Origin of the sequence: Enterococcus sp. FZMF, assembly GCF_030263915.1 — a bacterium.
In the GTDB taxonomy this organism is placed as follows: domain Bacteria; phylum Bacillota; class Bacilli; order Lactobacillales; family Enterococcaceae; genus Enterococcus_D; species Enterococcus_D casseliflavus.
The window spans coordinates 109,423-126,981 of the sequence record NZ_CP127160.1 but is presented as its reverse complement, the minus strand read 5'-3'; the positions used below and the strand labels follow the sequence as shown (position 1 = coordinate 126,981).

Genomic DNA, 17,559 nt, shown 5'->3' with positions numbered 1-17,559 from the left:
ACTCATCCTCAAATCTTTCCTAATTCGTTGACCGCTTTTTGCAATGTCTGATTCGTTGAACTCAAGGCTTTCTGATTGGCTTCAAATTCGCGAGAAGTCTGGATCATCGCCACCATTTCATCGGCAACCGCTACATTGGCTTGTTCTAAGGCACCTTGCTGGATCACGGGTGCATTCACCGTGGTTCCTGCTGCGTTGCTAGTCACATAGTTTTGACCAGCTGTAGTCAATGCTTCTGGGGGGAATGTTTGGATCTGAAAGTTCGCTGGTCCCAAGGCGCTGACTGCTTGTCCATTGGCACCCAAGACAAGATAGCCTTCTTGTGTCACGTATTGATTCTGCTGATTGACGGTAAAGTCGCCATTTCTCGTATACAACCGCTGCCCCGCATTATTTTGAACGACAAAGTAGCCTTCGGAAAGCAGTGCAAAATCGCTGGCTTGTCCCGTCTGTTTGACAGCACCTTGGTCTTGACTGATGGTACTGCCTGCCAATTGGGTCCCTAAAGACAATCCACCGATATCACGGCGGGTATCCGCATTGGGCCCGCTTTGGTAATTATGCAATGCGACTTCATCTAGCGCCGACTGGAACAAAGTTTTTGCTTGATACCCTGTTGTATTGACATTGGCAATATTGCCGCTCGTCGTCTCTTGTCGCTTTTGTAATAATGAAATGTTCCGTGATAAGACATCCAATCCTCGAATCATGCCAGTTCCTCCTCAATCAATGTGCGCAATTTGGCAATCGTTTTGCCATGAATTTGTGAAACTCGCGGAATCGAGACTTCTAAGATTTCAGCGATTTCTTTTAACGTCAGTTCTTCGGTATAGTACAAACTTAAAATCAATTGTTCCCGTTCCCCTAATTTTTTGATGCACGCCACCAAGGCGGTGCGTTTTTCTTCAGCGACCAAGGTCTCTTCGACATTTTCGGCTGGATCCCGAACCATATCTTTTAAGGTCATGCCTTCTTCTTGGTAAGCAAACAAGGTATCTTCCAAAGAGACGCTGGCTAAGTAGTGCAGACTCTCATAAATATCCGCTAGTTGACTTTGGTTGATTCCCAGCTGTTTGCAGATCTCGGTGTCGGTCGCTTCTCTTTTGAGGCTTTGCTCCAACTCTTGCCGTGCTTGATAAAACTGATTGACTGCCGCCATTTTGTATCGGGAGATTTTGGCGTGCTTGCGTACTTCATCAATAATTGCTCCTTTGATGCGAATCGCTGCATAGCTTTCAAAAGGAACTTTTTTTGAGGGATCGAATTTCCGCAAGGCATCCATCAGCCCAATCACCCCAATATTATAGAGATCGCCTGATTCATAATCGGCGGTTTTGATAGACAGGCGCTGAACCACCCGTTCCACTAGCGGCAGATACTTGATGATCTCCGCTTCTCGATCGACTTCATACATCGGCGATGCCCCTTCCTAAGAAAATTCTGCTTAAATGTCAATACTGCCCACCGTTTCGATCGCAATTTCATTGGGAATCTCATTTAGAGAAAGAACGGCGATATCTGGAAAATTAAAAACGATCATTTTTTTGAATGCTAACCGGATCTTAGGCGATGCCAGAATCACGAAATTGATATTTTGAGCGATCGCCGCATGTTGGATCCCACTGATGGAATCCAACAGCTTGGTCACGGTATCTGGTTTTAAGACCGGGTACGAGCCAGTTGCGGTTTTTTGGATACTTTGAGCGATGATTTCTTCTAGTTTCGGCTGGATCACCGCCACTTGCAGCTCGTGGTTCTCATTGGCATACTTGGCAGCGATCGTCCGTTTCAATGCTTGGCGGACATATTCTGTCAAAACTTCTACGTCTTTCGTGACAACGCCGTAATCGGCTAAAGTTTCTAAGATCGTTGCTAAGTCATTGATGGGAATTTGCTCATCCAATAAATTTTGTAAAACTTTTTGGACCTCGCCGAGCCGTAAAATATCGGGGATCAATTCATCGATCACGACATTGTACTGCTCTTTGATGCCCTCCAATAATTTCTTGACTTCTTGGCGACCTAACAGCTCTGGTGCATGGGCATAGATGATTTCTTTTAAGTGTGTTGCGATCACGGTCAACGGCTCGATAATCGTAAACCCTTGCAGATCCGCCATCTCCTTATCGGATTCATCAATCCACATAGCATCCAGATGAAAGGCTGGTTCTTTTGTTGCGATTCCTTGAAAAGGAAACGGCTCTTCATTCGGACTGATCACCATGACTTTATTCGGGTAAATATCGCCGCGGCCGACTTCGTTGCCGCGGATCTTGATCACGTAATCGTTGGCATCCAAATAGAGATTGTCGCGAATACGAACGGGACTGACTAAGATCCCTAATTCTCTAGCACTCTGTTTACGGATCGCCACGATGCGGTTCATCAAGCTGTTGTCGATCGAACTATCCACGATAGGGATCAGACCATACCCGATTTCCACTGAGATTGGTTCCACTTGGAAGGAAGCCACGGAATCGTCTTCTTCCTGTGCTTCTTTTTTGCGTTCCAGTGCCAATTTTTGTTCCCATTGTTTTTGTTCCACTCGCTGCTTTTCTTCTTTTTGCGTCACCAGAAAGCTGGCTGCGAAAAGGCCTAAGCCAATCAACACAAAAGGCACAAACGGAAACCCAGGAACTAAGGCTAAGACGAAGAGAATCGCCCCCACGATCCGAAACAGTTGGGGATTACGCATCATATCTGACGCAATATCTAAACCAAACGAACTATCGTTATCAGAACGAGTCACGATCACCCCAGAAGCAATGGAAATCAATAAAGAGGGAATCGAGCTGACCAAGCCATCCCCGATTGCCAGTTTCCCGAATTGGGCGAAGGCTTCCATGACGGTCATTTGTCCCCCCATGGAGAAAATGATCGCCCCGCCGACTAAATTGATGACAGTGATCAAGATCCCTGCGATCGCATCCCCTTTGACAAACTTGCTGGCACCATCCATCGAACCAAAGAAATCAGCTTCTCGCTGCAGATCTTTTCGTCGTTTGCGGGCATCCGCTTCCGTGATCAAACCGGCATTTAGGTCGGAATCGATCGCCATTTGCTTGCCGGGCATCGCATCCAATGTGAAGCGAGCAGTCACTTCTGAGACACGCCCTGCACCATTGGTCACGACGACTAGCTGAACCACCATGATGATCACGAACAAAATGATCCCCACGATGTAATTGCTGCCGGCAACGACATTGGCGAAGGCATCGATCACGCGTCCGCCATTTCCTTGGGTCAAGATCAACCGCGTGGAAGATAGGTTCAAACCTAAACGAAACATCGTTGTGATCAGCAGCAAGGTTGGAAACGTAGTGAATTCCAACACTGATTTGGTAAACAGGGTGATCAGTAAAATATTGATCGCGATCGTCAAATTGATAATGATCAGAATATCTAATAGTGCACTCGGTAATGGAATAATAATCAAACCAATAATAGCTAGGACGATCACCGAGATTAAGATATCCGCCAGACCAATGCCTTTTTTCGGTTTTGAGGCAGCCTCATTCATTTTTGTTCCTCCTGTTTCCTTAAATCTTGCCGCGTTGGCTTTCTTCTAACTGATAGACTAAAGCGATGATTTCGGCAATGGCTTCATACATCTCAACCGGGATCAGATCCCCGGGTTCTACTTGGCGATAAAGGGCTCGTGCCACTTCACGGTTTTCGATCTGTGGAATATTTTCTTTCAGTGCTTCTGCTTTCATCCGCTGCGCCAGCTGATCTGCCCCTTTGGCCAGGACCCGCGGCACCCCTTCACTACTGGCATCGTAACGAATCGCAATGGCGAAATGGGTCGGATTGGTGATCAAAACCGTCGCTTCTTTGACGTTGGCGATGGCATTTTGGGTCATCGCACGGTACTTCGCTTTGCGCTGTGCTTTGACTTGCGGATCACCTTCCATTTGCTTGAACTCTTCTTTGACTTCCTGCTTGCTCATCATCAAGTTCTTACGATGGCTATAGCGTTGGTAGCCGTAGTCGACTACGGCCAAAACGATCAAGAAAATCGAGATCTGTAAAAACAATTCTTTGGCCCGCAGCAGCATGAACAGGATCGTTTTTTCCAACCCGACTTCACTCAAACCCAGTAAAACAGGGACGGCGGCTAAAAATTGTTGGTAGCACAAGTAGACGATCACGCCGAATTTCGCCAATGTTTTGCCTAAATTCATCAACGAGCGCAAACTGAATTGCTGCTTGATCCCGCTGATGGGGTTCAGCTTTTTAAAGTCTGGCTTGACGGCCTTGCCAGAAAACAACAGACCAACTTGGGCATAATTCGTGATAAGCCCGACTCCGAGCGCGACCAGAAAGACGGGCGCACACAACAAAAGCAGCAGCAAGATACTCTGCACCCCCAGTTTCGGCAGATCCGCCAAACTGGTTTGATAATCAGCCAGCTGCGCCAAACTTCGGGAAAAATAAGGCAAAAAAGAAGCTGCGAAAAACTGCCATAAAGACAGGATCAAAAACGAGAAGACCAATAGCGAAACAGCTGCTGCTAATTCCTGGGTCTTAGGGACCTCCCCGCGTTTGCGGGCATCCCGCAGCCGCTTGGCACTAGGTAGTTCGGTTTTGCCATCTTTTTCTGCCATCTTCTCACCTCCTGCTGGCTACCTGTTACTTTATTGAAAGGACTCGATAAACTCCTGCAAGTAGCGGACCGTATCTGGCAAGTGTTTGCCTAAGTACGAAAGAACATTGGGTAGTAGCAAGAGAAACACCACAAAACTGATGGCGGTTTTCATCGAAAGACTCATCATCAAAATATTGATCTGGGGAATCGACCGAGAAATCACACCTAGCACCAGGTCCACCAACAGCAGCGCAATGATCATTGGTGCCGCAAGATTGACTGCCATCACCATCATTTGGCTGAAAAGTTTGACGATGCCTTCAACCGTCGTTCCTTGGATCACCACAGAGCCTAAGGGCACGATCCGAAAAGACAACAGCAGTGCTGTGATCAGTCGATGATGCAGATCAAGTCCAAAAAACACAGCGATCGTCAGCCAATAGTACGTTTTGCCATACTGGGAAGAGGCGATTTGCAACGTCGGATCATAGGCTTGCGCCATCGAAAAGCCTACTTGAAAGTCGATCAGTTGACCCGCAATTTCCACACCAGTAAAGACCAGCTGACTCAAATAGCCCATCGCCATCCCAAACAGTACTTCCTTGATGACGAAAACCGTCAGCATAAAGAGGGAAAGCTCGGGAATCGCAGGTGCCGTCGGCAGACATAGGACCGTCAACGCCATGCCGATCACGATTTTTGCCAGTGACGGAAAATTTTGCTGTGAGAAGATCGGACAAAGGACGACAAACGCCAATATTCGACAAAAAATCAACACCGTCGCTTGAATCGGCGCCATCAGGTTTCCTCCTTACATTGCCGCAATCATCTTGAAAATCATTTTGGTAAAATTCAACAAGAGATTCAGCATAAAATTCCCCGCCAAGATCAAGGTCAAAAAAATCGCTAATAGTTTCGGCACAAAGCTCAACGTTTGTTCTTGGATTTGGGTAGTGGCTTGAAAAATACTGATCACCAATCCAACGAGCATGCCGACCAATAAGGCAGGGCCAGATATCGCTAAAATTCGAAGAAAGGCTTCCCTTAGCACATCAAGTACCATTTCTACTGTCATTTCCTCTTGGCTCCTTTCTTAGCGGCTATTGAAAGCTCTTGATCAGCGACTCCACGATCAGATACCAGCCATCCACTAAAACAAATAGTAAGATCTTGAAGGGCAGTGAGATCATGATCGGCGACAGCATCATCATCCCCATCGACATCAAGATACTGGAGACGACCAGATCAATGATCAAAAAGGGGATAAAAATCAAAAAGCCGATACTGAAAGCCGTTCGTAACTCACTGATAATAAACGCCGGTACCATAACGGTCAGAGGAACATCGTCAGAAGAATGATACTTTTCGGTCTCCCCATCAGCTTCCGCAAACAAGGCAATGTCTTTTTCCCGTGTCTGTACCATCATAAAGGCCTTGATCCGTTTTTCTGAGCGGTCAAAGGCTTCGGCTTGGCTGATCTCTTGTCGATCAAACGGTTCGATCGCTTGCTGGTAGACGTCGGTATACACAGGTTTCATAATAAAAAATGTCAAGAATAAGGCCAACCCGATCAACACTTGATTGGGCGGGTTTTGCTGTGTACCTAACGAACTGCGCACAAAGGACAAGACCATGATGATACGAGTAAAAGAAGTCATCATGATCAGCAAGACTGGTAAAAGGGAAAGCAGCGTCAGCAACAAGAAAGTATTGATCGTATCACTTGAGCCATTCCCATTCGACAATAAATTGTTGATGGTGGAACTGACGTCTTCCATGTCTAGCGCAAATGCCGTCTGCGGAAGCATCAGACTGCTGAAAAGGACCGCAGCCATGATCTTGATATCTCTGCCTTTGATCTTCATTTTTGCTTGCCTCGTTTTCCAGCAATTTCCGCCTTGGCTTTGTTGAGCCATTCAGAAAAGTCTTTGCCAGCTTGCACTTGGGTGCTTTCTAGGCTTTGCTGTAAAAAAGCGGCCGTTTCTTCTGGCGTCAACTCTTTGATGATTTGGTTTTGCTGTTCAGAAAAGCTCATGACATAACATTTGTCCATGATTTGGACGATCCCGATCGAAGACGACTTGCTGACGGCGATTTTTTGCAAAATACGCAGCTGGTGATTGTGCTGGTTCGTGTAACGATTCAAATATTTCAAACTGATGTTGATCAAATAAAGAATAAGCAGCAAAAACCCAATCATTTTGACCAGCGATAAAAATGTTTCCATCAACATGCCTCTTTCTATTGGATCACTAAATCCGTCACATAAACATCCTTGGCGATTTCTGATCCGTATTCCTGATTAATTGTTTCTTTCAATGCTTTTTTTAAATTCGGTACACTTTCGGCGGAGCTCAAAATACCGCTGGCCTTTTGTTGGCGCAATAAATTTACGACGCTGTCACGAATGACGGCCACATTTTTCGTGGCTTCCGCGCTTTTTTCCTCATCCGCCACTAAAATCGATAAATTGACCTTCATGTATTGCTGCTCTTGGTTGTCTTCTTTGGCCAGATTGACTAAAAATTCATCCAATGCCACGATCGCTTCGTCTGAGGAGATTTTGCTGCTGTCTTTTGCTGTTTCAGCAGCTGCTGTTTTTTCCCCCGTCAAAAAGTGATTCGTCACTAAGGTCCCGCCGATACTGCCGCCGACTACCACGATCAAGAGGATCGGCAGTAAAACAACCATACTCAAGCCTTTTTTCTCTTTTTCTGCTTTTGGTGCTTTTTCTTCTTTTGCCATCTTTCCCACCCTTACGTTTTCACTTGGTTCGAATGGATCACCGTATGATACTCGATCACCCGCTGCGCAACTTCTTGCGCAGCTTCCGTCACCACTAATGTTTTGCCGTCTGTCAGTGTGATCAATGTATCCGGCATTTCTTCGATCCGATAAATCAATGTTGGATTTAAATAGAATGGCTTACCATTCAATGCTGTCACTAGAATCATGGTCAAACTCCTCTCAATGATGAAGCGTCACGTTCTTAACGTTTTAGATTCAATAATTCTTGCAGCATTTCATCAGAAGTCGTAATACTTCTTGAATTCGCTTGATAGGCACGGCTCGCAATGATCATTTCGGTAAATTCTGTTGAAAGATCGACATTGGACATTTCCAAGGCACCTGCTTGCAGCGTTCCTGCGCCATTGTTGCCAGGTCCTGCAACGATCGGATTTCCTGAGTTGCTGGTTTGGATATAGTTGTTGCCGCCGACTTTTTCTAAGCCTTCTGGGTTATTGAAGGTTGCGACACCGACTTTTCCCATCACAAAGGTTTGATTGCCGTATTTTGCCAACACTAAGCCATTGGCATCGATCGCCATGGAGTTATAGGTCAAGGTTTCCCCATTGACGGTCAGTGTGCTTGGGATCGACAAGGGAGATACCGCACCTTGTCCGCTCAATGCCGTGTTTTCATCAAAGTTGTCATCATAGACAACTGGTTGACCGCCATTGACTGAACGACCTAAGACTTGCATCCCATCACTATTGGTCAAGGTTCCGTTGCTGTCGCGCACGAATGCGCCATCTCGTGTGTAATAGGTTTCGCCATTTGCTCCTGGTCCTTGTACCATAAAGTAGCCCTGTCCGCTGATATAAAAATCCATGCTGCGACCTGTCGATTGCGGGGCACCGACTGTATTGATAGTATCGATGGAGCCCGTCTGAACCCCTAAACCGATCTGCGTTGCGTTGATCCCACCTAAGCCGTTGCCTGGCGCAGTTGCGTTAGACATCGTTTGGCTCATCATGTCTTGGAAAAGTACTCGACTTGATTTGAATCCAACCGTATTGACGTTGGCGATATTATTGGAAACCACGTCCATTTTCGTTTGAAGATTTTTCATTCCACTAACACCTGAATATAATGATCGTAACATGCTTGTTTTCCTCCTTATGGTTGGCGTATTTTCCTCTGTCATTCAGAAAATACTTGCAGCCCCTTTTCAGTCCAGCTGCTATTTGATAAATGTGGCGCTGTCAATATTGGTGACGGTGTGAAGCTCATTCATCCCCATCGCCGTAATGATGGTTCGTGAATGGACATCGGCGATCAAGCCCATATCTTTGTAAACAAGCAGTGATTCTTTGCTGCCTTTTTCCGCGAGCTCACTAAGCGCCGTTGAAAGGGATTGATAATCATCGTCTTGTAAGGTCAATTCTCTTGCGGTCAAACGCTTTTGCGCATGATGCGAGACTTTGATGTCGCTTTGTTTTTGTTCAAGCATTGCAGAAAAGGCTTGTTTGTCCACGCCTTTGCGGGGATGTTGATAAGGCTCCCCGGCAACTTTTTGCAGCCCCTGTTGAATCGTCAAACTCATTTTGCTTCGCCGCCAATCTCTTGGATCGCACTCATACTGTATTCTTTGCCATTTACGACGATCGTGGCGTAGCCATTGGCAAAGCGGACTTTTTCGATGGTTCCTGACAATGTTTCTGTGCCGTCCATCAGAGTGACTTGTTTATTGATCAAGCTAAAAGCTTGCTGCTGTTGCTGTAAAATCACCGAGGTCGTCAATGTTTCGCTCAATTCATTCAAGCTCTCTAAGGTCGTAAATTGAACCAGTTGCGAGATATAGTCGGTGCTACCACCACCAGAAGAATCGCTGCCTCCCATCGATGGGTTGCTCATAGATGCGGCTAAGATCTTCAAAAAATCATCCATGGAGATATCTGAAGATTTTTTTGTTTGCGTTAATGCCGATGTATTGGCAATACCGGCCGCAGCTGCTGTAATTTCATCTGCCATAGGTCTCCTCCTTTACACTAAAATACTGATCGCATGATCGATCGGTGCTAATTGCGGCTCTTCTTCAGCCGTATTGCTTTGATGAAACGGCTTTTTGCTTTGTCCTTTTTGAGCCTGTAAAAACCGCTGTTGGCTTAACTGACTGTCACTTGCCATCATACTGCCGGCAAAGGATTGATTTGCCAGCGGACTAGCCTGCTGGACAGAAGCTAACGTAGGTTCTTTGATCGCTAGGATCGGCTGCTCTTGCTTTTGCAAAACTTGCTCTAGCTCATGCTTGATGGACAGCAATAATTCTTTGGCTTGCGGCTGCTGAACGGTCAGTTCTAAGCGGCTGCCTTGGGCATTCGTTTCTAGGGAAAGCTGGATCGTGCCTAATTTTTCGGGAACGAATTGCAGCGTGATTTTTTTCTCGCTTGCCGTGCTGCTCGTTTGGACAAGTTGGGCAGTCGCTTTTGCTAAGGGCAGGACCGCTTGTTCCATATTCGCTTTTGTTGGCGTTGGTCCTTGCTTGGTCAAAAGGGGAGAAACATCAAGCAGCTGCAGTGCTGGTGCCGCCATTTCATTGTCAGTTACTGCTGAAGAAGCAATGGCTTGTGCAGAAACAGCTTCCGCTTTTTTGGCGACTGTTTCATTCGTGCGTTGCAAGGTGCTAGTCGTATCCGTCGCTTGGTTGGTCACTGGCGACACTTGATTTAATGGTCCCGTTTGGCCCAATTGCGCGGTCCCTTCGGTGGACTGTTTCAGCTGTGCTTCTGTCGTTTGCGCAATCGCGGCTTGTGTTACTGAATCGACTTCCTTGATTTCCTTGAAAGGAGCGATTCCTTTTGCCGTGGTCTGCTCCTCGCCTACTAAGTCTTCTGGCAAAGGTGTTTCAAGCGTTGTTGCTGCGGCTTCACTTCTGTCATTTGTCATCAAAGCTAGACCTTCAAGCGCAGGCTCGGAGGGGTTGACGACTGTGGTGTCTACGTCTATTGGTGCTGGAAAAGCTGCTGAAACACTGTCGAGAGAAGCTGCTGTGGCGCTCGTTTGGTTCTGCTCCGTCGTTGCCATTGATGCCTGTGGCGCTTCTTGAACCAAGCCTGCAAAAGGTGCCTGGCTGATCTGGCTCATTTCTGGCGCTTGTGTCGTTGCAGGTTGTTCGACTGCTGGAGTGATTTCTGGCTCCTGTGGCAGATGTTCCATACTGCTGGCAATCCCCATTTCTGGTGCGGTGGCGGTTTGCTCCGTCATACCTGATGGTTCGAAGGATGCTGGCAGATTGCTTGCTGTCTGTTCCGTCAGCTGTTGCATCAGCAAACTGAAGACTTCTGGTGACGCCTCCGTCTTTTTTGATTTGCTACCGATAGGTACAGCGGTTGCGGCACTTGTTGTGATCTCTTTCATTGTTCACCTCCTCTCAGCTGATGCTTTGAAACCAAGGTCGTCTCATCACTAAAACCATTAGTGCTTTAAGAAAATAAGGCGCGATTGCCGAACTCATCCAATTGTTTTTGCTCTTCCAATTGCTGTTCATAGGTGTATTCAGCAAATTGTTTTTCTCGCAGCTTTTCCACGATCTTGCGTTCCTGCTGCGCTTCTACCACCACCGATAAAGACTCTGCCAATTCTTGCTTCACGTGAAACATTTTGTTCTGAACCTCATCGATGGTGGCATTCAACGCAAGCAAATAGCGTTGTTGCACTTGCATCCGCCCAATGGTCATCTCATTGACATCAAAAAGCTGGGCTTTTTCCTGTGTCAGCGTATTCAGGTGCTGTTCTTGCTGAATCAATAACTGTTGTTTTTGGGCGTAAGCGCGTTTGGCTTCTTGCTCAATGGTTTTTCGGTGATCCAATACTTTTTCTAAGGAAAAGTGAAATGCTTGCATAGCTGCTCCTTTATGATCTGTTTTACATGGTCGAACGCTGGCGCTCGATCAGCGCTTCTTCACTGAACAAATGCGCCAGTTCAAAAATCGTTTGTTCAAATGGGATCCGCTCATCCACTTTTTGCTGTAAAAACCGCAGGATGGGGTGATGCAGCGCGATCGCTTGGTCGGTCAACGCATTGCTGCCGCTTTTGTAGGCACCGATATCGATCAAATCCTTGGCCTCTGCATAAACGGCCATGTTTTCTTTTAGTTCCCCCGCATGTTTATGCTGTTCCTCAGAAACAAGGGTCTTCATCAAGCGGCTGAGGCTGTTTTGAATATCGATGGCAGGATAATGATTTTGAGCGGCGATTTTTCGGGACAACAGAATATGTCCATCAAGAATTCCCCGCACCGCATCAGCGATCGGTTCATTCATGTCATCCCCTTCTACCAAGACAGTATAAAAGGCCGTGATCGAGCCTTGGTCCGACATCCCACTGCGTTCTAACAACTTCGGTAAAGCTGTAAACACAGAAGGGGTATAGCCTTTGGTCGTCGGCGGCTCGCCTGTCGATAGACCGATCTCCCGCTGTGCCATCGCAAAACGGGTCACCGAATCCATCATCAATACGACTTTCTTCCCTTGATCGCGGTAATACTCAGCGATCGCTGTTGCCACATGAGCCCCTTTTAATCGTACGAGGGGCGGCATATCGGAGGTAGCACAGACAACGACCGACTTGCGGTAACCTTCTGGGCCTAGATCATTTTCAATAAATTCTTTGACTTCTCGTCCCCGCTCGCCGATCAAGCCGATCACGATGACATCGGCTTCGCAATAACGAGCCAACATCCCCAATAAAGTACTCTTACCGACCCCGCTGCCGGCAAAAATGCCGATCCGTTGGCCAAGGCCGACGGTCAAAAGACCATCGATCGCCCGGACACCTGTCGGCATGATCTCAGCGATTTTTTGACGGCGAAAGGGGTCAGGAGAATCTTGACTAACGGGATATTCTGGCGCACTTTCCAGCTCCAGCGCCATATCTAACGGTCGCCCTAGTCCATCTAAGGTGTGCCCTAGCAGCGTATCATCGATTTTTACCGTCAACGATTTGCCAGTTGGCCGCACCAAACAGCCCGGTCCGACGCCTTCTAGCTGATCAAGGGGCATCAGGAGCACAGTTTTTTTCACAAAGCCTACGACTTCGGCTAAGGCTGTATGTGTCTTGTTTTGCAATGCGACTTCACAGATTTCCCCTATGAAAACCGCCAGCCCTTCGACTTTGATCAGCAGACCTACAACTTCGCTGACTTTGCCGTAGGTGGTAAAAAACGGCTGTGCTTGCGCCGTTTTGCGCAGCGCTGTGATTGGTAATTCAAACGTCATTCCTTCACACTGCTTTCTAGAAATTGGCTCAAAAAGCGAGCGATTTCTTTCCTCAGTTCAAAAACCACCAAGGCATTTTCAGATTCGATACAAAAATCGTGTTCCGCCAAGCTGTCATCTGCCATGAGTAAATAGCGAAACCCGCTGATCGTCTGCTTTTTGGTTTCCAACAATTCTCGCAACCCTGCAAGATGCTGCTCTTGGCTGCGAACAGTCACAAATTGATCGGGTTGTTCAAATTGCCATAGCACAGACTCCACAAAAGGCAGGAAGCCTGCTTGCTCATCTGTAAAACGTTGATTGATCAAGGCTTCAGCGATTGCCGTGCCATAAGCGATCATCTCTTGCTTTTTCTCTGAGCGAAAGGTGTTGATCTCAGAAACGGCTTCAGCGACATTGGCTTGGGCTTGTGCCATCAATGCTTGCGCGGCTTCTTTGCTGGCATTGAGTCCTTCTTGATAGCCTTGTTGAAAGCCGTCTGCTTGTCCTGCTTGAAAGCCTTCCGTTCTCGCTTCTGCTAGAATTTGCGCCGCTTGTTCTTGTGCATCGGTCAAAATCTGCTGCTTCAAGGCTTCCATTTGCTGCAGATGCCGTTCCTGCTCCAACTGGCGTGCACGTCTAGCCGCTTGCAGTTCTGGGTCTAAGCTTGGTTTCTCAATCGGCGCTTTGATGGTCGTATCCGTCAAAATACTGCGCGCAGCTTCGGTCGTTTTGACCGCCTGCTGCTTCAATAAACTGCTATTTGACCACTGCATCTTGGTCGCCCCTTCCGATGTAGATCTCACCGGTTTCATCTAGCCGTCGAATCACAGCCACCACACTTTGTTGGGCTTCTTCTACAGCAGACAAGCGGGTAGGACCCATAAATTGAATTTCTTCTTGCAGATTTTCCACCGCCCGTGATGAGAGGTTGGAGAAAATAAAGTTCTTGATGTCATCAGTCGTGCCTTTAAGCGCTAAGACTAAGACATCGTTTTGAACATCTCGCAAGACTTTTTGAACATCCAAGCGATCGAGGGTCACGATATCCTCGAAAGTAAACAAGCTGGATTTCACTTCGTTGGATAGTTCCGGTTGCCGCTTTTCTAAGTCGTTCAAAATGTTCTTTTCGGTGCTGCGGCTGACTGAGTTCAAGATTTCTACCAGTGTGTGCACACCACCGACATTTTCCGTATCGTTCTCAATGTAATTCGAGAATTTGTTCTCGATCACTTTTTCGATCCGTTCGATCACCAAAGGCGACGTACTGGAGATCGTCCCGATCCGTTCAGCGATCTCCACTTGCAAATGATCGGGAAACTGCGACAAGACGCTGGCCGCTTTGTCCGGCTGCATGTAGCACAAAATCAACGCTACCGTTTGTGGATGTTCGCCGATCAACAGATTGGTCAACTGTTGAACATCGGCTTTGCGAGCGATATTAAAGGGCCGTTCCCGCAGCTGGATCTGAGTCAATACGTCAATGACTTCTTTGGCTTTTTGAGGGCCTAATGCTTGGTTCAGCAAATTTTTGGCATAATCGATCCCGCCGTCTAAGACATATTTGCGGGCCGTTGCGGTATGAGAAAATTCCTCCAATACTTGATCCCGCTCTTCGGGACTGACAAAGTCGATGTTGGCGATCTCATAGCTCACTTTTTGTATAAATGATTCTGGCAGCAGCTTCATGATCTTTGCAGAGGTATCTGATCCTAGAGAGATCAGAAGAATCGCTGCTTTTTTTACCCCGTCTATTGTATCCATGGCTGCCCCCTTATTTTTCTTTCATCCAAGCTTTGATCAATTCCGCCGCTACTTCAGGATTGCTTTCGGCATAATTTCTAGCCGTTTGATCCAATGTTGGTTCTCCTGAATGTTCTGCTGCGGCTTCTTGTGTGGATGCTTCTGGCACCGCTGGTTTCGTTTCAGCAGACCGATTGCCGACACCGCCAAAAACGACTTCTTGTGCAACGGTCGGACTTGTACCAGTGCTAACTGCTGACGGTTGTGCAAAAGTGACCATTTCCTCCGTCACATCGACTTCCAGCTCGTCTTCTTTACGACGACGTCGGATCACGCCAACGATCATTAAAATCACTAAGAACAAGGTCAACACGATGCCGCCGATGATGGCATACTTGAGATAACCTTTGGCAGCTGCAATCGGTTCATTCCCTTGCGGATCAACGGCTGGATCAACCTCTGCTTGGGCAAAGTCAAATCCTTGGATCGCGATTTGATCACCACGGTCATTGTCATAGCCGACGGCACTAGCAATCAACTGCTGCAATTCTGCTTGATCCGCTTGCGAAAGGTTCGCATTGATCACGATCGAGCTGGTCATTCGTTCGATCATGCCAGGGGCCGTAATGGTCGTGGTGGTCTCGGTATCCAATTCGTTTTCCACCGAACGGCTATAGGAATTGTTTCCCTCTCCATCCGTACCCGTCACATTGGAGACATTGTCATCCACCGTCCCTGTTTGGGCTTCTTGGACGGTGCCTTGCGAACCAGCAGCCTGCACTGTCTCACTCTTGATCTCTGGGTCATCATAAGTGACTTTCTTCCGCTCGATCGAGTCAAAATTCAAGTCTAAATTGATCGACACTTGGAATTTGTCTGCGCCATAGATCGGTGTCAGCAGCTTCGCTACTTTTTCTTCTAGCGTTTTTTCGTAGGAATCTTTGATGGCAATGTATTTATTGTTCAGGCCACTTAATTGACTGGCTTCATCTTCGGTTCTCGTCAAGGTATTGCCAGCACTATCAACGACTTTTACATTTTCTGGCTTCAGCTTTTCCACTGCCCCTGAAGTCAAGGTAACGATCCCTTGCACGGACTCGTCTGAGATCTGCTGATTTTTCAAGGTCAACACGATAGAAGCAGTTGGCGCACTTTCCTCAGAAGAAAAGACACTTTCTTCTGGCATCACGAGTAAAACTTTGGCGGATTTGACCGCATCGATCGACTCGATCGCTCGTTGCAGTTCGCCCGTTACTGCCCGCTGATACATGATCTTGCGGTCTTCGTCGGTTGTCATCATGTTGGCATCATCAAATAATTCAAAGCCTGTACTGGTATTTGGTAATTTATTGTCCACGGCAAGATTGATGCGGTATTCATCGACTTGGTCTTTATCGATCAAAATAGTCGTCCCATTGTCGGCTAATTTGTAGGCGATCTGCTGTTCCTCCAAATCCTTGCTGATCGTTCCCGCATCGGCATCGCTTAGATCCGTAAACAAGATACCGTATTCAATTCGCGTATTTAAATAATACACAGCTGCTGTGATTCCGAGAACGCTGATAACGGAAAGAACAACGATCATTTTCTTTAAAGAGCTTTGCATTTGCCAACGGTCTTTGAGTTGTTCTGTCCATTCTTTCACTTTATCCATCATTTATCCTTATTCCCTCACCCACTGCTAAAACTGCATATTTTTCACGTCATTGTAAGCTTCTAAACACTTGTTTCGTACTTGAACGGCTGTTTGTAGCGCCAATTGCGCCTCCGTCATGCGAATCATCACATTCCCTAGATCGCTTTCATCGCCGGTGATCAAATTTACAGTATCTTGATCCATGACCGCCGTTTTTTGATTCAACTGATCGACCGCATGGGTCAAGTAAGAAGAAAACTGATTTTCCTCGGCGCCTGCAGCACTGGTCTCGTTTGAAGCAGCCCCCGTGCCTAGTGTCCGCAAAACGTTTTGGTAGTCCGTTAATCCTGTCGTTAAAAGTCCATCCATTTTCTCGTTACCCCTTTGATATTTCTAATGCTTTTTTCAAGATCGTTTTATTCATTTCTGAAGCAGAAACATTGGCTTCGTACGTTCGAACCGCTTGCAACATTGCCACCATTTCATCGGCAATATCCACATTTGATTGACCGACATATCCCTCATCGTTGGCAGCGGGATTCGTAGGATCATAGGTCAGTTTTTCCGTCTCATCGGCAGCGATCCCCGTCACTTTGACACCATATGTCGCCGGTGTTCCTTCACGACTATTTTTTAAATTTTCTGAAAAAAGAATACTCTTTTTTTGATAAGCAGCGGTTGTTTGTGTTTGATTCGTATTTACATTTGCGATATTGCTGGAGATCGTATCTAGTTTTAACCGTTCCAATGCTAGACCGCTCGCGTTGATCGTTAGTCCATTAAACATACCCATTTGTTTTTCCTGCGCTTTCTATCAATTACTCAATACAAGGTTCATCATTTGCAAGCGACCGTTGACTTGTGCGGTCAATGCACTGTAATATAACCCATTGGCTGCTTGATCCAACATCTCCACTTCAAGATCCACGTTATTGCCGTTGTCTTTGATGCTGGTAGTTGCATTTTCAGTGATTTTCGGTTTTACTTGAGAAACTGACGCTTCGGTTGCAGCGTCCGTCCCTGATGAAGCGAGTGCCTGCTTTAATTCGCTTTCAAACACGATGCGTTTTGCTTTGTACCCATCCGTGTTGACATTGGCGATATTAGACGAAATCAATTCTGCGCGTTGGGCAGAAACGTTCATGGCTGTTTTTAATAAATCATAGGTATCCAACAATAATTGCTCCTTCCACCTTCTGTACCAAACATTTTTTTCAGCGATGGAACAGAAACAAATATATTTATTTATTTTTTTGTTATAGATTAAAAAAACAAGAAGACGTGATGTCATTATAGTAGAATTATTTTTATTTTACAATTTGATTTTTGCAACTTTACGGATATGACATTTAAGTTACAACCATGTTATGTTATTTGTTAAACACTGTTTCATCGCAATTTCGTCCCCAGTTATAAAAAGTAAACGATCGATATAAAGCGTTTTACAAGCATATCTATGCCTTTTGATCAAAATCAGTTTTTTGATAAAAAAACAAGCATTATTCGAAAAATTGATTAAAACATTTTCATTTGCGCTGAATGACATGACAAACCCTGAGAAACGCTTCACGAAAAAAAACGGTACCATCTATAAATATTCACAAAAATTGCA

The 17,559-nt window shown here is 46.4% G+C and carries 22 protein-coding genes; all 22 read right to left on the bottom strand.

Features of this window, described 5'->3' with window-relative positions; genetic code table 11:
* Positions 1-8 precede the first annotated feature (8 nt).
* Positions 9-710 carry a flagellar hook-basal body protein gene (locus QN079_RS00595; protein ID WP_061053556.1) on the bottom strand — a complete coding sequence of 234 codons (702 nt, stop codon included), beginning with the start codon at positions 708-710 and terminating at the stop codon, positions 9-11.
* Positions 707-1,414, bottom strand: coding sequence for a sigma-70 family RNA polymerase sigma factor (locus QN079_RS00590; protein ID WP_005226623.1), 708 nt, complete (start codon positions 1,412-1,414; stop codon positions 707-709). Before QN079_RS00590 ends, QN079_RS00595 begins: the two co-directional genes overlap by 4 nt.
* A 30-nt stretch (positions 1,415-1,444) precedes the next feature.
* Entirely contained in the window at positions 1,445-3,520 is a 2,076-nt protein-coding gene (gene flhA / locus QN079_RS00585) for a flagellar biosynthesis protein FlhA (RefSeq protein ID WP_289230212.1), read from the bottom strand.
* 19 nt (positions 3,521-3,539) lie between these two features.
* Positions 3,540-4,607: an EscU/YscU/HrcU family type III secretion system export apparatus switch protein gene (locus tag QN079_RS00580; RefSeq protein WP_016609019.1), complete on the bottom strand. Its 1,068-nt coding sequence runs from the start codon at positions 4,605-4,607 to the stop codon at positions 3,540-3,542.
* Between the two features lie 30 nt (positions 4,608-4,637).
* Complete coding sequence (gene fliR, locus QN079_RS00575; RefSeq protein ID WP_005232781.1) at positions 4,638-5,387, bottom strand: flagellar biosynthetic protein FliR; 750 nt, start codon at positions 5,385-5,387, stop codon at positions 4,638-4,640.
* Between the two features lie 12 nt (positions 5,388-5,399).
* A complete protein-coding gene (gene fliQ / locus QN079_RS00570; RefSeq protein ID WP_005226613.1) occupies positions 5,400-5,663 on the bottom strand; it encodes a flagellar biosynthesis protein FliQ in 264 nt (87 codons plus the stop codon).
* A 25-nt stretch (positions 5,664-5,688) separates the two neighbouring features.
* A complete protein-coding gene (gene fliP / locus QN079_RS00565) occupies positions 5,689-6,453 on the bottom strand; it encodes a flagellar type III secretion system pore protein FliP (protein WP_289230211.1) in 765 nt (254 codons plus the stop codon).
* Positions 6,450-6,815 (bottom strand): flagellar biosynthetic protein FliO, encoded by a 366-nt coding sequence (locus tag QN079_RS00560; protein ID WP_005231716.1) that lies wholly within the window; start codon positions 6,813-6,815, stop codon positions 6,450-6,452. Before QN079_RS00560 ends, fliP begins: the two co-directional genes overlap by 4 nt.
* A 14-nt stretch (positions 6,816-6,829) precedes the next feature.
* Positions 6,830-7,333: a flagellar basal body-associated FliL family protein gene (locus QN079_RS00555; RefSeq protein ID WP_005472968.1), complete on the bottom strand. Its 504-nt coding sequence runs from the start codon at positions 7,331-7,333 to the stop codon at positions 6,830-6,832.
* Between the two features lie 11 nt (positions 7,334-7,344).
* Positions 7,345-7,542 carry a flagellar FlbD family protein gene (locus QN079_RS00550; RefSeq protein WP_005226609.1) on the bottom strand — a complete coding sequence of 66 codons (198 nt, stop codon included), beginning with the start codon at positions 7,540-7,542 and terminating at the stop codon, positions 7,345-7,347.
* 35 nt (positions 7,543-7,577) lie between these two features.
* Complete coding sequence (locus QN079_RS00545) at positions 7,578-8,474, bottom strand: flagellar hook-basal body complex protein (RefSeq protein ID WP_074535607.1); 897 nt, start codon at positions 8,472-8,474, stop codon at positions 7,578-7,580.
* A 78-nt stretch (positions 8,475-8,552) separates the two neighbouring features.
* Positions 8,553-8,915: a flagellar protein gene (locus QN079_RS00540; protein WP_015508733.1), complete on the bottom strand. Its 363-nt coding sequence runs from the start codon at positions 8,913-8,915 to the stop codon at positions 8,553-8,555.
* Positions 8,912-9,343 carry a flagellar hook capping FlgD N-terminal domain-containing protein gene (locus QN079_RS00535; RefSeq protein ID WP_003129052.1) on the bottom strand — a complete coding sequence of 144 codons (432 nt, stop codon included), beginning with the start codon at positions 9,341-9,343 and terminating at the stop codon, positions 8,912-8,914. Before QN079_RS00535 ends, QN079_RS00540 begins: the two co-directional genes overlap by 4 nt.
* Before the next feature lie 12 nt (positions 9,344-9,355).
* Entirely contained in the window at positions 9,356-10,729 is a 1,374-nt protein-coding gene (locus tag QN079_RS00530) for a flagellar hook-length control protein FliK (protein WP_289230210.1), read from the bottom strand.
* A gap of 65 nt (positions 10,730-10,794) precedes the next feature.
* The gene (gene fliJ / locus QN079_RS00525; protein ID WP_005226592.1) at positions 10,795-11,214 is read right to left on the bottom strand and encodes a flagellar export protein FliJ; all 420 of its coding nucleotides are present in this window, start codon (positions 11,212-11,214) and stop codon (positions 10,795-10,797) included.
* A gap of 22 nt (positions 11,215-11,236) precedes the next feature.
* A complete protein-coding gene (gene fliI / locus QN079_RS00520) occupies positions 11,237-12,589 on the bottom strand; it encodes a flagellar protein export ATPase FliI (protein WP_289230209.1) in 1,353 nt (450 codons plus the stop codon).
* Positions 12,586-13,344, bottom strand: coding sequence for a FliH/SctL family protein (locus tag QN079_RS00515; RefSeq protein WP_086338884.1), 759 nt, complete (start codon positions 13,342-13,344; stop codon positions 12,586-12,588). Before QN079_RS00515 ends, fliI begins: the two co-directional genes overlap by 4 nt.
* Positions 13,328-14,332 carry a flagellar motor switch protein FliG gene (fliG, locus tag QN079_RS00510; RefSeq protein ID WP_005226586.1) on the bottom strand — a complete coding sequence of 335 codons (1,005 nt, stop codon included), beginning with the start codon at positions 14,330-14,332 and terminating at the stop codon, positions 13,328-13,330. Before fliG ends, QN079_RS00515 begins: the two co-directional genes overlap by 17 nt.
* A 10-nt stretch (positions 14,333-14,342) precedes the next feature.
* Entirely contained in the window at positions 14,343-15,965 is a 1,623-nt protein-coding gene (gene fliF / locus QN079_RS00505; RefSeq protein WP_175496507.1) for a flagellar basal-body MS-ring/collar protein FliF, read from the bottom strand.
* Positions 15,966-15,992: 27 nt separating this feature from the next.
* Entirely contained in the window at positions 15,993-16,316 is a 324-nt protein-coding gene (gene fliE, locus QN079_RS00500) for a flagellar hook-basal body complex protein FliE (RefSeq protein WP_289230208.1), read from the bottom strand.
* Between the two features lie 7 nt (positions 16,317-16,323).
* The gene (gene flgC, locus QN079_RS00495) at positions 16,324-16,740 is read right to left on the bottom strand and encodes a flagellar basal body rod protein FlgC (RefSeq protein WP_003129038.1); all 417 of its coding nucleotides are present in this window, start codon (positions 16,738-16,740) and stop codon (positions 16,324-16,326) included.
* A gap of 21 nt (positions 16,741-16,761) precedes the next feature.
* Entirely contained in the window at positions 16,762-17,121 is a 360-nt protein-coding gene (gene flgB, locus QN079_RS00490) for a flagellar basal body rod protein FlgB (RefSeq protein ID WP_017144455.1), read from the bottom strand.
* Positions 17,122-17,559 lie beyond the last annotated feature (438 nt).